At 40.2% G+C, this 15,673-nt stretch carries 17 protein-coding genes and 1 riboswitch; of the genes, 16 read left to right on the top strand and 1 reads right to left on the bottom strand.

Going from position 1 to position 15,673, the window contains the following annotated elements; genetic code table 11:
- The first annotated feature begins 2 nt into the window (after positions 1-2).
- The 5 genes from CSV70_RS04145 to CSV70_RS04125 all read left to right on the top strand — a co-directional run bounded on the left by CSV70_RS04145 (position 3) and on the right by CSV70_RS04125 (position 5,267).
- Positions 3-722: a response regulator transcription factor gene (locus tag CSV70_RS04145; protein WP_085133365.1), complete on the top strand. Its 720-nt coding sequence runs from the start codon at positions 3-5 to the stop codon at positions 720-722.
- On the top strand, positions 719-2,509 hold the full coding sequence (locus CSV70_RS04140) for an ATP-binding protein (RefSeq protein WP_099628135.1): 1,791 nt from the start codon (positions 719-721) through the stop codon (positions 2,507-2,509). Before CSV70_RS04145 ends, CSV70_RS04140 begins: the two co-directional genes overlap by 4 nt.
- 48 nt (positions 2,510-2,557) lie before the next feature.
- Complete coding sequence (locus tag CSV70_RS04135) at positions 2,558-3,082, top strand: RNA polymerase sigma factor SigX (RefSeq protein ID WP_085133367.1); 525 nt, start codon at positions 2,558-2,560, stop codon at positions 3,080-3,082.
- Positions 3,083-3,086: 4 nt separating this feature from the next.
- Complete coding sequence (locus CSV70_RS04130) at positions 3,087-4,286, top strand: GerMN domain-containing protein (RefSeq protein WP_099628136.1); 1,200 nt, start codon at positions 3,087-3,089, stop codon at positions 4,284-4,286.
- Between the two features lie 72 nt (positions 4,287-4,358).
- Positions 4,359-4,494: riboswitch (FMN riboswitch) on the top strand.
- A gap of 191 nt (positions 4,495-4,685) precedes the next feature.
- Complete coding sequence (locus CSV70_RS04125; RefSeq protein WP_085133369.1) at positions 4,686-5,267, top strand: ECF transporter S component; 582 nt, start codon at positions 4,686-4,688, stop codon at positions 5,265-5,267.
- A gap of 208 nt (positions 5,268-5,475) precedes the next feature.
- On the opposite strand, the gene CSV70_RS04120 is transcribed toward CSV70_RS04125, so the two are convergent.
- Positions 5,476-5,733, bottom strand: coding sequence for a ferredoxin (locus CSV70_RS04120; protein ID WP_029053065.1), 258 nt, complete (start codon positions 5,731-5,733; stop codon positions 5,476-5,478).
- Positions 5,734-5,845: 112 nt separating this feature from the next.
- Here CSV70_RS04120 and CSV70_RS04115 point away from each other — a divergent pair, with 112 nt between their 5' ends.
- The 11 genes from CSV70_RS04115 to CSV70_RS04065 all read left to right on the top strand — a co-directional run bounded on the left by CSV70_RS04115 (position 5,846) and on the right by CSV70_RS04065 (position 15,636).
- Positions 5,846-6,874 carry a YpbB family protein gene (locus tag CSV70_RS04115; RefSeq protein ID WP_099626419.1) on the top strand — a complete coding sequence of 343 codons (1,029 nt, stop codon included), beginning with the start codon at positions 5,846-5,848 and terminating at the stop codon, positions 6,872-6,874.
- Positions 6,874-8,313, top strand: coding sequence for a RecQ family ATP-dependent DNA helicase (locus CSV70_RS04110; protein ID WP_099628138.1), 1,440 nt, complete (start codon positions 6,874-6,876; stop codon positions 8,311-8,313). The genes CSV70_RS04115 and CSV70_RS04110 overlap by 1 nt, the downstream gene beginning before the upstream one ends.
- Positions 8,314-8,461: 148 nt before the next feature.
- Positions 8,462-8,767, top strand: coding sequence for a hypothetical protein (locus CSV70_RS04105; protein WP_085133372.1), 306 nt, complete (start codon positions 8,462-8,464; stop codon positions 8,765-8,767).
- A gap of 109 nt (positions 8,768-8,876) precedes the next feature.
- Entirely contained in the window at positions 8,877-9,641 is a 765-nt protein-coding gene (locus CSV70_RS04100) for a metallophosphoesterase (protein ID WP_099628139.1), read from the top strand.
- A 28-nt stretch (positions 9,642-9,669) separates the two neighbouring features.
- Complete coding sequence (locus CSV70_RS04095) at positions 9,670-10,632, top strand: YpdA family putative bacillithiol disulfide reductase (protein ID WP_099628140.1); 963 nt, start codon at positions 9,670-9,672, stop codon at positions 10,630-10,632.
- Between the two features lie 80 nt (positions 10,633-10,712).
- Positions 10,713-11,393, top strand: coding sequence for a glutamic-type intramembrane protease PrsW (prsW, locus tag CSV70_RS04090; protein ID WP_099626423.1), 681 nt, complete (start codon positions 10,713-10,715; stop codon positions 11,391-11,393).
- 97 nt (positions 11,394-11,490) lie between these two features.
- A complete protein-coding gene (gene sleB, locus CSV70_RS04085; protein ID WP_085133376.1) occupies positions 11,491-12,288 on the top strand; it encodes a spore cortex-lytic enzyme in 798 nt (265 codons plus the stop codon).
- 22 nt (positions 12,289-12,310) lie between these two features.
- Complete coding sequence (locus CSV70_RS04080) at positions 12,311-13,594, top strand: PepSY1/2 domain-containing protein (protein WP_085133377.1); 1,284 nt, start codon at positions 12,311-12,313, stop codon at positions 13,592-13,594.
- A 65-nt stretch (positions 13,595-13,659) separates the two neighbouring features.
- On the top strand, positions 13,660-14,301 hold the full coding sequence (locus CSV70_RS04075) for a flagellar brake protein (protein WP_158232369.1): 642 nt from the start codon (positions 13,660-13,662) through the stop codon (positions 14,299-14,301).
- 76 nt (positions 14,302-14,377) lie between these two features.
- Positions 14,378-15,055 carry a (d)CMP kinase gene (gene cmk / locus CSV70_RS04070; protein WP_085133379.1) on the top strand — a complete coding sequence of 226 codons (678 nt, stop codon included), beginning with the start codon at positions 14,378-14,380 and terminating at the stop codon, positions 15,053-15,055.
- Positions 15,052-15,636 (top strand): lysophospholipid acyltransferase family protein, encoded by a 585-nt coding sequence (locus CSV70_RS04065; RefSeq protein ID WP_085133380.1) that lies wholly within the window; start codon positions 15,052-15,054, stop codon positions 15,634-15,636. The genes cmk and CSV70_RS04065 overlap by 4 nt, the downstream gene beginning before the upstream one ends.
- Positions 15,637-15,673: the final 37 nt, after the last annotated feature.

Raw genomic sequence — 15,673 nt, 5'->3', positions numbered from 1 at the left:
CTGTGGAAGAAACTGTGAAGCTCTTAGTGGTGGATGACGAGGATCGCATTCGTCGCCTGTTGAATATGTATTTATCTCGAGAAGGTTATGAAATTGAAGAAGCGGTCGATGGAGCAGATGCATTAGAGAAAGTGTTTGCTGGACAATATGACTGTATATTGCTCGACGTGATGATGCCTGAAAAAGATGGTATGGAAGTATTAGCTGAACTGCGTGAAAATAAAATTATGACACCTGTTATTTTATTGACAGCGAAAGGTGAAGAAGCAGACCGTGTAAGCGGGTTTGAAAGTGGTGCAGATGATTACATCGTCAAGCCATTCAGCCCAAGAGAAGTAGTCTTACGCGTTAAAGCTATGCTGAGACGTTCAGTTGCATTCCCGAACGTGTCGTCTAACACAACATCAAAAGATTTAGTAGTCTTCCCACAGCTGACGATTGATCATGATGCGCATCGTGTAACTGCTGAAGGTAAAGAAGTCAATCTAACACCGAAAGAATATGAGTTACTATATTTCCTGGCGAAATCACCAGATAAAGTATTCGATCGTGAACAATTGTTAAAAGAAGTATGGCATTACGAATTCTTTGGAGATTTGCGTACAGTGGATACACATGTCAAACGGCTACGTGAAAAATTGAGCCGTGTGTCAGAACGGGCAGCGAAAATGATTGTCACCGTTTGGGGTGTCGGTTATAAGTTCGAGGTTCCAAACGAATGATTAGAATATGGAATTCAATTGTCGGGAAGCTATGGGCCACCATATTGCTTCTCGTTTCCTTTGTCCTGTTTATCGTGACACTGTTCCTGCTCGAGTTTCTAGATAATTTCCATACGAAACAAGCAGAAGAGACCTTGCAGAGGGAAGCTGCCACCATCAGCAAAATCGTCAATGATCATAACGGACAAACGACCGATTCCATGCACCAGATTATAGAGGATATTCTTGATATGGAGACGAATGCAATCGTAGTTGATCAACAAGGTGATATTTTGTATTCATTCCATACGTCTTCGAGTAAAGAGGAAATTGAAGATAAATTACTGTCCGAAGGCGGTTTATTCGAGTCGCCAGAACTAGGTAAGCAAAAAATGAAAGAAATGATATTGCCTTCATTGACAGAGAAAGACGTCATGGAGCAATTTTTGATTTTATCTTATCCATTCGAACAAGTTAGTGGTGAACAAGCGAGTGTACTCATGTACCAAAGTCTCGATGCTGTGCACCGTACGACGAAAAGTACAACCAATATTGTTTTCTTATCGGCATTCATCGCGTTTATATTGACTACGTTCTTTGCATTTTTCTTGTCTACACGGATTACATTGCCATTGCGTAAGATGAAGCAAGCTGCGTTTGAGTTGTCTAAAGGAAATTTCGATACACACTTACCTGTTGCGCAAAAAGATGAAATTGGTCAGTTAGCAACAGCTTTCAATCAGATGGGACGTCAATTGAAATATAACATTGAACTGATTAAGCAGGAGAAAGAACAGCTTTCCAGTATTCTTACATCTATGACAGATGCAGTTGTGACGTTTAACCAAGATTATTCCATTCTTCTGAAAAACCCGCAAGCAGAGTTATTGTTGAAGAAATGGTATGGTTATAATCAAAAAAATCATCATCCGTTGCCTAAAGAAGTGTTCCATATGCTTGAGCATGCCATTTCATTCGCTGAGGAAGTGGAAGACGAGTTGGAATTGGGCGGACAGTTTTATGTGATCTCTATCAGCCCGTTATACAGTGAAAATAGTATCCGTGGAGCGGTAGCGGTATTTCGCGATATGACGGAACAGCATAAATTGGATAAATTACGTTCAGATTTCATTGCCAACGTATCACATGAATTGCGAACACCCATTTCGATGTTGCAAGGATATAGTGAAGCCATCATAGATGATGTAGTGAGCAGTGAAGAGGAACGTATGGAAATGGTCCAGATTATTCATGATGAATCCAAGCGTATGAGCCGTCTCGTCACGGACTTGTTGAATCTTGCTAGAATGGAGTCTGGTTACATTCAACTAAATAAAAATCCCCTTTCAATTGTGGGATTTTTGGAACGTATAGTGACAAAGTTCTCACAAGTGGCAAAAGACGCCAAAGTGGACTTGTCTTTGGAAACAGAAGAGTCGGATACTCTGATCATAACGGCCGATGAAGACCGGCTGGAGCAAGTATTCACTAATTTGATTGATAATGCTATTCGTCATACTCCGGACGGTGGTGCTGTGAAGCTATCGGTCTACCGGTCTACTGAAATGCTTGATATTACAGTAGCTGATACTGGCGTTGGTATTCCCGAAAAAGATTTGCCGTTCGTCTTTGAACGTTTCTATAAGGCGGATAAAGCAAGAACAAGAGGTAAAGGCGGTACAGGACTTGGTTTGGCTATTGCAAAGAATATTATGCAAGCACATGACGGTTCGATTTTAGCGACACGTGGAGATGAGAAAGGTACAATCTTTATTTGTTCTCTTCCACTTGATGCACTAAACAAATGAAACTTCTCCTGGACTGAAACGACTACTACTACAGAGCGAGGGGATTGAATGGATGATTCCGTTTTTCAACGATTATATGAAGATTATAACCGTGACGTATTCAACTTCCTCACTTATTTGACTCGCAATCGAGAGGTAGCGGAAGATTTGATGCACGAGGTTTATGTGCGTGTTCTCAAATCATACGGCCGTTTTGAAGGGAAGAGCTCTGAGAAAACTTGGTTATTTGCAATTGCGAAAAACGTCTCTATTGACTATTTTCGAAAACAATCCACAATCAAGAAACATACAAATATTCATTTCGATTGGGAAACAGAGCAATTAATTTCAACAAATCACTTGCCCGAACGTTTAGTTGAAGCGGGCGAAGAGCAGAGGCAAATGCTTGAAGCGTTGCACACATGTACGGGTGATCAGAAAATGGTCATCCTCATGCGGTTCTTCCAAGATCTATCAGTTGCTGAAACAGCTGAAGTTTTAGGCTGGACCGAAAGCAAAGTGAAAACGACACAACACCGTGCAATCAAAGCGTTAAAAGTGAAATTGGAAGCACGTTCGGTCAGAGAGGGGTGATGACATGAGCAAAGATAAATGGAATGAAGATGATCTCGAGAAACGTTTACGTGACATGCCGATCGTAGAAGATCAGCGTTCCAAAGATGAGGTTATGCAGCGGTTAAAAAATGATTCAAGACTTTCTGAACCGAACGAGCCTTACAAAAGACCTTTCAAAACAAAATGGTCTCCACTTATTGCAACTGTAGCAGCGATTTTATTGCTCGCCATCATCTTGCCGACATTTTTTCAGCAAAATAATGAAGTATCGATGGATAAAGCGACGACAGAAGAATCTGCTGATGCTGTTAAGGTGGAGAATGGAGAAGAATTGCAATCGCATGAAACAAATGATACATCCATGTTTACAAGACAGGTTTCAATGCCGCCCTCATACGCTGCCTATCCTACCGATGTCTTAGATCACACAGCGTTTCACATCGGCCTTGCTACCGATCAGGCGACCGTTGTTCCAGTAACGTTTCTGATACCGAATGAACGCCTTAGTGGAGACTTAGAGACCGCACGGGATGCAGTGACACTTTATAATGAGTATGCGAATAAAATAGATGAAGAGGCGCTTGGATTTACAGAGTATCATCCCTATAAAGCGATAATTTCTTCAATAGGAAAACAAGTTCAATTGAAGTTTGCTTCAGATCATCCCTATGACACTTCGAGTGCGACACTTGAGATGTTAAATTTGTCCCTACAAGATACGTTTCAAGGATATGATGAAATCGTGTTGCTACAAGAAGATGCTTCTGCAATTACATTTGATCAAGTAGGTCAAGTGGAAAGACCGATCGCCTTGTCAGGTATCGTTTCGCATCAAGCATACTATCGATACTTGAAATCAGATGGAGAAGCAGTACTCTCTACTAATTTTGGTAAAACTTCTAATACGGTGGAGCAAGCATTACATGATATGAAAAAGTCACCGAATGACATATATTCAACTGTGGTTCCTAAAGGAATTGACTTCACGGTCAAAGTAGAAAAAGACATTGTTAAAGTGAAATTCACTGAAGTACTTGATTTAGAAAAGATGCAACGTGAAGAGGCCATGCAATTGATAGAAGGGATCTTGATGACAGCGGCAAGTTTTGATAAATTTGTAGAATTCGATCAAGTTGCTCAAGCACAATGGATGGAATTTGATTTCACTCAGCCATTGGAAAAACCGATTGGTGCAAATCCAAAGTATTTAATTAACGAATAATTCTGTTTTGTAAACTTGTGAAGTTTACAAAACAGTTTTTTTACGTTATAATAGGTTCATAACTAAATATTGATTCATCTTCGGGGCAGGGTGTAATTCCCGACCGGCGGAAATGAAGTAGAATACTACTTTTTAGCCCGCGAGCTTAACAGCTGATTCTGGTGAGATTCCAGAGCCGACAGTATAGTCTGGATGGGAGAAGGTGAAGGTGCAGCCATCTTTTTGTGTACGCAAAAGTGGTGCTTGTTTCCTGACGGATAAGTTTGTATGATTTATCTGTTCTTAACAGTGCATTTTATTCTCCCTAAAGTATATTTTACTTTAGGGATTTTTAGCGCAACAAATAGATGAGCCAGCCTTTCCTCTTTTGAAGTGAATCGCAAAAGGAGAGAGGAACAAGTGAATAACAAGAAGTTACGTAAGCTGATTTTGGTGGCGATTTTGGGAAGTATTTCAACTGTGTTAATGCAGTTTAACTTTCCGATTCCGGCAATGCCTGGATTTTTAAAGATCGATTTTAGTGAGATCCCAGCTGTTATGGCAATCATGACGATGGGACCTGTTGCTGGTATAGGCGTAGAGTTATTGAAGAACGTCATGCACTGGTTCTTATCAGGAAGCCCGACTGGAGTTCCGGTAGGTGAAGTTGCAAACTTCGTGACAGGCGTATTATTCATAATGCCAATCTACTGGATTTTTACGAAGTATCGTTCAGCTAAAGGTCTTGCATCAGGTTTGATCGCAGGTACGGTAGCAATGGCAGTAGGTATGAGCGTATTGAATTACTTAGTGTTCTTGCCGATGTACACATATTTCCTCGGCATGCCAGCAGTTACAGGCGACTCGCTTTATCAAATGATTATATTGGGAATCTTACCGTTCAACTTGATAAAGGGTGTCATGCTATTAGCCATCACGTTGATGTTATATAGAAGCATGGAGAAGTGGATTCTTCAGCAACAAAAGAAGTTATCGTTCTAATCAAATAAACGCCGGTCTTCCTGAATAATAGGAAGACTGGCGTTTTTACTGTATATAGAGAATTAGCTAGTGAGAATGAGGGGATTGAAACGCCAGCTTGGGACGCTTTACGGTTTGCGCGGCATGAGTCCCTCATCGGCAAAGTGCAAAATTGATTTAAAGCAAAAAAACAACACATCCAGTAGTAGGAAGTGTTGTTGGGATTGAATCAATCTTCATATTTTAATGGATCGCCTTCGAAGGCTTCATCTGCAATTTTAATTGAATCGGTAGGGCAGCCATCATATGCATCCTCGAGATCCTCCATCAGTTCTTCTGGAACTTCAGTGTTTCCCGTGTTATCATCTAAAATAACAAATGCAATTCCCTCATCGTCATAATCATAGATATCTGGCGCAGCAGCCCCGCAGGCCCCGCAAGCTATACATGTATCCTGATCGACAATCGTATACTTTTTGCTAGACATTTGTCTTTCTCCCTTCTTCCATTCACTCATCCTATTTTGTATCTACTCTATTCTAAAGCTGTTTTCATCACTTTTCAACAAAAAAACGTTATTTCTTCAGGAGTGAGCGCAAATGAGTTTTGATTCTATCTTACTAACGATCTTCCAACGTCTCCATGGTGAGCGTTCAGCGCAAGGAGTTTATCATATACTTCGCGGGAAAAAATCAGGACAGACATTACAAGACGTTGAATATTATCAAGTTAAATCATACTATGCATTGTTGCCACAATTGACGGCAAGCGACTTTCAGCAAGCGTTAGAGCGGATGCAAGCAAACGGTCTAATCTATATAAATGAACTCGTCTATGTGACGGCAAAAGGTCAGATGGGGACGGGTAGTGAAATGTGGCGATTTAATGGCTGGAATTACCGTGGTCGTGAAAGAGAGTTCGGCAGACGTTTGGCGTTGCTAGTACAGACATTGTCCAATTTACGACGCGGTGAGACAATGTTCATGCCGATCCAGAAAGAATTGCCTACCCAACAATTTATCAAAGGACTTTTACGTAACCAATCAAGTAGCACGACTAATCTATCTACATCATTGCGAAAAGAATTGGAACACGCGCTAATTCATTCATCATTATCAGATTTACAACGTACGATAGTGAGCGATCGATTGACGGGTTACCGACTTACGGCATCTACTTGGGAACAGTTGGCGGAAAGTCTAAACATATCGACTATGACTCTACAACTTTACTATTTAGAAGCATTACACATATTGCTGGACTTCCTACAACAACAACCTAATTTGCAATTACTGACAGAATTAGCGGTAGGTTGCAGAGTAGACACGTATTTGACACAATCTGCCGAACGGACACAAAAACTATTCGAGCGGGGTTATTCGGTAGAGCAAATTGCATCTTTACGAAATTTGAAATTAAGTACTATAGAAGATCATTTCATTGAAATGGCAGCGAATATGGATGGCTTTCCATATAAAGAATTTGTAACGGAAGAACAAATGGAGATGGTTTGGCGTCATGTTGAACAGTTGCAAACTAAAAGATTGCGTTTGTTGAAGCAACAGTGCCCAGAATTGTCGTATTTCCAACTGCGATTAATCATCATTATTGGAAGGAGCGAGAGCTGATGGAACTTCAAGAAGTATTGCATCAAAAGTTCGGCTATGAATCATTTCGACCTGGGCAACAAGAAGTCATTAAGGAGTTACTTGCTGGACGGGATGCTGTGGCGATTTTTCCGACGGGTACGGGGAAGTCACTTTGTTATCAATTACCTGCATATATACTCGATGGAGCAGTGATCATCATCTCTCCGCTCGTTGCGTTGATGGAAGATCAAGTGGCCATTCTACGAAAACATAAGGAGAAACGTGTGGTCGCGATCAATTCGTTTTTATCTAGCAAGGAAAAAGAATTGGCGCTCTCTACCATGGCGCATTATAAGTTCATTTTTTTATCACCTGAAATGATGATGCAACAACATGTCCGGCAGCTTGTTCAACAATTACATATAGCTTTTTTTGTAGTGGATGAAGCCCATTGTATTTCCGAATGGGGATTTGATTTTCGACCAGACTATTTACGATTAAAAGAACTGTTCTCAGTTTTAAAAAGAGCACCGGTGTTGGCATTAACTGCTACTGCGAGTAAAAAAGTAGTGGAAGACATAACTACTTACTTACACATGAGAAATCCTCACATCGAACGACAGTCGATGGATCGTCCTGCTATATCCTATCGTGTGGTGCATTTGGATAATGAATTGGCAAAAACAGAGTGGATTATTGATAGACTTGCTACAACGATCGGACCTGGTATTATTTATGTGGCGTCACGAAAACGTGCGGATGAACTTTCGGCAATAATTCGAGAGAGAGGAATCCCGACAGCAAGTTATCATGGAGGCAAGGAACAGGATGAACGATCTATTATTCAAGAACAATTTATACAAGGTGAACTCGAGTGGATTTGTGCTACCAATGCATTTGGTATGGGAATCCATAAAGATGATATTCGACAAGTTATTCATGAGCATCTACCTGCTACGCCAAGCGCGTACATTCAGGAAGTAGGACGTGCAGGACGTGATGGGGATCAGGCTGCGGTCACACTTTTATATAGTGTGCGAGATATACAGAAAGTGAAGTTCATAGTGTACGAGGATTTGCCAGAGGAACAGCAAATTCTTTATTATCATTCTTTACTGCAATCAGGTACTGGGAGTCAATTGGCTGCCGAGCAAGCTGGACTATCAGAAGTAGCTAGTCGTTTGCTTGATTATTATTTGGAACAATACGATATAGAACATGTCATTCGACAAATCGAACAAATATATCAAGTGAAAGAGAAACAAATTGCCGAAATGGAGAGTTATGTAAAAAGTGAAAGGTGTTTGCGACAGAAATTAGTACAGTTTTTTGGCGAGAATACGTCGCCAGCAGAAACGGATTGCTGTTCAAACTGCCAGAATCTAGATGACGATTGGTTGATTAAGTCACAAGCATCAACTGAACACGTAAACAAAGCGTTACAGTGGAGTGAACGTCTACGTCAGTTATTAGGTTAAAGCAGACTGTCAGTATTTACTTTTTAGACAAAATTCGGCATAATAGAGATAGATGAGTTTGTGAACGGACGTATTTTTCACGGATGAATAAAGGAATTGCATCATATAATAGCAACAGACATTATGCGGTGTGAAGGAGAAATTAGACATGTTAAACGATCAGTATAAAATGGATTTTGAACAACAGCGAAAAGAGATTAAAGAAAAAGCGCCTATCGATAAACTTCCCTCCCGTGCAGAAGTACATGGAAAGAAGAAAGAGGAGAAATACGGTCAAGTGAAAGTCATCAATATTTTTCTGGCGATTTTTACTTTAATACCTATTGTTATACTCCTTTATGTATTATCGGATCTCTATTCCCCTGACGTTCCCGATCAAGTACCTGTTGAAAAAGTCGAGTTGTCGGTTGGGCTTTATCCGTCCATGACACATTTCATGCATGCCGTTTCCTAAGCGAAGTATAATAGTTAGGGGTTTTAATGAAATCTCGCTACACTACTAATGAAAATCACTACTACAAAAGCAAAGTAGACGCTTTGCTTTTTTTTATGGGAGTTGACTAATGAAAAAGGTTCGAATAGCGGGATTATCAGTTTTTTTATCAGCGATGACTATGCTGACTTATATGTTTGCCTTAGCTCATCGGAATCGTGTGCTTACTCATACATTAACTATTCAATCGTCGCCAACTACTAAATTGAACGTGTTCTTCATTTCAGATATCCACAGACGGAGTATTCCTCAGCGACTGATAGATGATTTGCGTACGCGTTCTATCGATGTGGTTATCGTAGGTGGAGATGCGGCGGAAGGCGGTGTGCCGATTGAGCGAATTGAACGCAATATGCGTTTACTCGCTTCAGTGGGGCCGATCTTCTATATTTTTGGAAATAATGATCAAGAAGTAGGCACAGAAAATATATTACGTGTGATGGAACATGTAGGTGGTAAAGTGTTGGTCAACAGTACTACATCGATACCGAACCATCCGAATTTCGGTATATGTGGGCTGCAAGATCCAAATAACGGAAAAGTAGAGATCGATAAGGCTGTGGATTCTGCAAAAGGTTATGATCATTTGATCCTAGCTGTACATAATCCTTCATTTTTCCGAAAGTTTGAAGAGAAGCGGCGACCTGATTTATCTGTTGCTGGCCATACACATGGCGGCCAGATTAGACTTGGTCGTTGGGGCATGCAAGACCTTGGTCGCTTTGAGACGGCGGAAAGTTGCGCGAAATTAATCAGTAACGGCTATGGAACGACAATGGTGCCGTTGCGTTTCGGTGCGAAACCCGAATGTCATGTAGTGGAAGTTCATTACTAGAACGCGAGAAATTAGGAGAGTAGATGTCATGAATTCTGTAGATGCAGTAATTGTTGGTGGCGGTCCATGTGGCTTGTCAGCGGCAATAGAATTGCAAAATATCGGTTTATCGGTAGTGGTGATTGAAAAAGGAAATATCGTGAATTCGATTTATAATTATCCCACTCACCAAACGTTTTTTAGTTCCAGCATGAAATTATCGATAGGCAAGACGCCATTCATTACAGCGATAGATAAACCAAGACGTAATGATGCACTCGTATATTATAGAACTGTTGCACAAATCGAGAACTTGCGAATCAATAGTCATGAGCGAGTGGATGATATAAATAAGCAGCATGATCAATTTATTGTGACGACGAATAAAGCGGTCTATGAAGCGAAATATGTCGTAGTGGCAACAGGTTATTATGATCAACCCAATCGTTTACATGTCGAAGGAGAGAATTTGCCTACTGTCTATCATTACTTTAAAGAAGCACATCCGTACTTCAATAAAAAAGTGACAGTCATTGGTGGGAAAAATTCTGCTGTCGACGCAGCAATCGAGTTACAACGCGCGGGTGCGCATGTAACTGTCATCTATCGAAACGAAACGTATTCGAAAAGTGTAAAACCTTGGATACTCCCAGGTTTTGAAAGTTTGGTGCGTAACGGTCAAGTCGATATGCATTTTAATGCGTATGTAACGAAAATTACTGAAAAAACAGTTACCGTTAATCAGCAAGGCACCTTATTTGATCTCGACAGTGACTACGTCTTTGCGATGATCGGCTATCATCCGGATCATGCATTTTTACGTAAAATAGGGATTGAAGTAAACGAACAATCTGGACGACCTGTTTTCAATGAAGAAACGATGGAAACAAACGTTGATAATTTATTCATCGCAGGTGTTATTGCAGCGGGGAATAATGCCAATGAAATTTTTATCGAAAATGGACGTTTCCATGGTGGAATGATTGCACAATGTATTGCACAAAATATGTGAATGAATCAGTCGCTTGCCTTACAGGTCAGGCGGCTTTTATTGTATATGGTGTGATATACTAGCGATATGAGGAGGCGCTTATGTTTATTTTACTGACAGTCGCAATAGCGCCGGCGCTGGCACTTTTCAGTTATTTGTATTTACGTAAACAAATTGCCAAGGAGCCGTCCAAGACGCTATTCCATGCATTCATTTACGGTGCAATCATGACATTTCCTATTTTGTTTATCCAGCATGTATTTGAAGAAGAGCATGTATTTCATAATGAGTTTTTCCGAAATGTATTATTTACGAGCAGTTTAGAGGAATTTTTTAAATGGATTATTATTTTTATTCTCGTATATAAAACAATTGAGTTTGAAGATGCCTATGATGGGATTTTATATGGAGCGAGTGTCTCACTCGGATTCGCTACAATAGAAAACATTTTATATTTACTATCTTTCGGTTTGAATACAGCTTTTCTTCGTGCATTACTGCCTGTCTCAAGTCACGCATTATTTGGTGTCGTCATGGGGTATTATTTTGGTAAAGCCAAGTTTTCTGTTGCATCAGAAAAAGCGAAATGGATAGTTATTGCATTTTTAGCGCCATTGCTACTTCATATATTTTACAACTCAATTTTATTTACTAATGATTATTGGCTGTATTTAATGATCCCTTTTATGCTGTTCCTATGGTGGTTTGGGCTGACACGAGTGAAGTATGCACATACTTTTGCGATGCAACAATTCAGAAAACGAAATCAATCAAACTTTTAGAAATCCGTCTGAGTTCTTCAGACGGATTTTTTGCCTTATAAAATACTCGATATTGGACAAACTACGAGGAAGCACAATTTTATGGAGGTGGATGTCTATGAAGCGAATTACAAAACGCTTCCTATTTTTATTACTGGCAGGCATCATGATGTTTTCTTTCTTTGCGAGTCATAGTGAAGCGTTCAGTGGACGTGACTTAGCGAAAGGTGCAAAAGGGGACGATGTAATTGAATTGCAAGCAAGGCTCCAATATATCGGTTTCTATCATGGAGAAATTGATGGTAATTTCGGTTTTGGGACGTACTGGGCATTACGCAATTTCCAGGAGCAATACGGTTTACCACTTGACGGGATAGCGGGTAAAAGCACCCAGAAGAAGTTGCGAGGAATTTCAGATTACGATGAAAAGTATGTAAAAGGGCAGATAGCGAAAGGAAACCAATTTACCTATTACGGTGGACAGTCGCTAGAATCCCAAGTGAAAAAGGGGAGTGTCCCGCACAAGCAGTCGCAAACCCAAATGCAAGCACCGCCTAAATATACTGACCAGGATATTAATTTATTGGCCAATGCAGTGTATGGTGAAGCACGTGGCGAGCCATACGAAGGACAAGTGGCGGTAGCGGCAGTTATTTTAAACCGTGTCGAACATCCAGATTTTCCTGATTCAATTGGCGGCGTCATCTTTCAACCGGGAGCGTTTACTGCGGTTGCGGATGGACAGATTTGGCTGACACCGAATGAACGTGCGAAAGAAGCCGTTATTGATGCAATCAACGGCTGGGATCCTTCGGAAAATGCAATTTACTATTTCAATCCAATCACGGCAACTAGTAAATGGATTTGGTCAAGGCCACAAATTAAGAAAATCGGTTTACACATATTTTGTGACTAATAGAAAGGAGACCTAGCTTATTATGAAACGAATGATTTTCATTCTGACCTATTCATTTATTGTATTGGGAATATATACGTTTGGAACAGTGCGTGAAAATGAAGATTTATCAATTGCATTGAATGGCCAATATTCCAAAAGTATGACAGATGCCTCACAAAAACTAGGTGAGTTGGAAGAGGCAGTAAATAAGTCATTATTATTTGAAGATCAAAAAAGTTCTGCAAAGGAAAGAGAAGATATTTGGCGTTTGTCATCAGATATCAAATCATCCATATCCTCACTTCCTGTAGATGAAAGTTTCTCTACTTCCTGGATGAATTATTTGGGAAGATTAGGGAATTTCGCAAAGCAATCTACAGAGAACGGCGACGCTGACGAATACTATGGCGTGATGCAACGCGCTTCAGAAAATCTGGATGAACTAACGAGTGAATGGCAGTTAGCGACAAAAGATATGTTTTCAAGAAAAATGTCAATCAGCAACTGGGAAAAAAAGTTGCGTGATTCACCTGATGGAAAGGCGAATTGGTCGAAAATGGGAGAGTCTGTCATGGAATATACAGAAGCAGTATTCCCTCTAACGGCTAGTGAGTCTGATGCGAAGAAGAAAAAAGAGTTGCGTGATATTAAGGAAAAGAAAATTAGCGAAGACGAGGCAATTCAAAAATTCAAAAAGCTTCTGCCGACTGTATCGAATGATATCATTGCAGCGGAACGAAGTAGAAAAGGGGCTCCATATCCATTTTATCATATCCGTTATGCGGAAAATTCTTCAATTGGCTATATAGATATAACTGAAAAAGGTGGACATGTTCTGTCGTATCTCATGGAGCGTCGCATGGGTAAGCCTACAGTTTCCTATGAAGAATTAGAGAAGCTGGCTGATGAGTTTTTAAAGAAGGCGAATTATACGGATTTGGTTTTAGAAGAGGCGAGAGAGAATGATAACGCGTGGCATTTTGTTTTCGTCCGGGTGGATCCTGAAAATGATGCCAAAGTATTTTCAGATCCAATTCATATCAAATTAGCAAAAGACAACGGGGAAGTGATCGGTCTGAATGCATCGGAATACATTCGTAAAGAACAGCCAAAACCACAGCCTATTCGTACAGCGGAGTGGCATACGTTCTTTAGACCGGATGTTACAGTAATGGCTCAGGAGCTTGCTTATGTAGAAAATAGTCAAATGGAGCAACGCCTTGCGCATTATTTAACTGTCGTTTCAGGTGAAGAAAATTTAGAGACATATAAGATTCTCGTTGATACGGAGACATTAGAAGTGATTACGACAGAAAAACAATAAAAAGGATTGGAAAAATTTACTCCACATGACATAATAAAAGAATAGGACGAATGGCAGGTGGAGATATGAGACTAAGTATCGGGACAGTATTAACATTGGAAAAAGATTATACTGAGGAATCGGAGAAATTCAAATGTCGCGTAGTGGATATTGAAGATGAAGAGCACTTCATGATGGATTACCCTATCAATATAATGACGGGTAAAACAGCATTCTTCATAGATGGTACGCAGTTGCTCGTTACATTCGTAGATCAGTATAAAATGTCTTATGCATTTCGCACAGAAGTGCATAGCCGGGTCAATCAAACGATCCCTATGCTTAAACTAAAATATCCCGGTGATAAGCAATTGATTAAAATCCAAAGAAGAGAATTCGTTCGTGTCGATACGTCATTAGACGTGGCATTACAAGCAGACTCTTCCTCTTTGCAATTGGTGTCATTGGATATTAGCGCTGGTGGATTAGCCGTCAATATGAAAAATCATGATTATTTCCCGCGAAATACAGAAGTGAAATTATTGATTGTATTGTATTTCTCGAAAACAGAAATCAAATATGTATCATGTAAAGCAAAAGTAGTAAGAAATTGGGAAAGTCAGAACCGTAGATTGAGCTCTTTCACGTTTGATGAAATAGATGATAAAGATCGACAACACATTATTCGCTATTGCTTTGAACGACAGTTAGAATTACGAAATAGCTAAAGGAAAAGTCTGTCGAGAGCAGACTTTTCCTTTTTGCTTATGGTACAATAAAGGCGTAAATGGAGGGGTTTTCATCATGACAGGTGGAATGAGAATTGCAATTGACGGACCTGCAGCAGCGGGTAAAAGTACAATTGCTAAATTAGTAGCTAAAAAATTAGGATATACGTATATCGATACAGGAGCTATGTATCGCGCCATTACTTACAAAGTACTTCAAAGCGCCACAGATCCACGTAATGAGGAAGAAATTACAAAGTTGATTGCCCAAACGGAAATCGATTTGCAACCGGACGAACAAGTGCAAAAAGTCTTGCTGGATGGTATTGAAGTAACTGACGCGATTCGTTCACACGAAGTGACGACAAATGTTTCAGCAATCGCCGCTTTGACATCTGTCCGTGAACTTTTGGTAGCTAAACAGCAGAGTCTGGCAGCAGAATCCTCCGTTGTAATGGATGGTAGGGATATTGGTACTGCTGTGTTGCCTGAGGCTGAATTGAAAATCTTCATGACAGCTTCTGTAGAAGAGCGTGCTGAGCGTCGTTTACTAGAAGAACAGAAGCGTGGAATGAAATCGGATTATGAAACATTGAAAAGGGAAATAAGCGAAAGAGATCAAGCGGACAGCGAACGAAAAATTTCTCCATTAAAAAAAGCAGAAGATGCGATTATAATTGACACAACAGGGAAGACAATAGAAGAAGTGACAAATAGTATTGTCGAATATGCCGAAAAGAGGTTGGCTCAATGAATTTATATCCACTTGGCAAGTTTTTGATTAGTACTGTTTGTTTTCCACTTTATCGAATTAAGGTAATCGGCAAAGAAAACTTCCCGAAACAAGGCGGTGTGCTTTTATGCACCAATCATATAGATAATTTAGATCCGCCTATAGTCGGTATTACATGTCCGAGAACAGTTCATTTTATGGCCAAAGAAGAGCTATTTGATAAGCCGATTCTTAAAACGTTGTTACCAAAAGTACAAGCATATCCCGTAAAACGTGGCATGAGTGACCGAGAAGCATTCCGTAAAACCATTAAACTATTACGCGAAGACAAAGTGGTAGGTCTTTTCCCTGAAGGGACTAGAAGCAAAACGGGGGAAATTGGAAAAGGTTTAGCGGGCGCAGGATTCTTTGCTCTTAAAGGTGGAGATGCAAAAGTCGTCCCGTGTGCAATCATCGGTCCGTATAAAGCCTTTTCGCAACTGAAAGTCGTCTACGGGGAAGCTATGGATATGACGCCTTATCGTGAAAGAAAAGCATCTGCTGAAGAGGTAACGGAAGCGATTATGGCAGAGATATCCAAGTTGATTGAACAGTATAAATAAAAGAATAAGTGCAATTTTTTGTTTTTAAGTCTCAATT

The sequence above is a fragment of the Sporosarcina sp. P25 genome (assembly GCF_002743235.1).
In the GTDB taxonomy this organism is placed as follows: Bacteria; Bacillota; Bacilli; order Bacillales_A; family Planococcaceae; genus Sporosarcina; species Sporosarcina ureae_B.
This window is presented reverse-complemented; position numbering and strand designations above follow the sequence as displayed.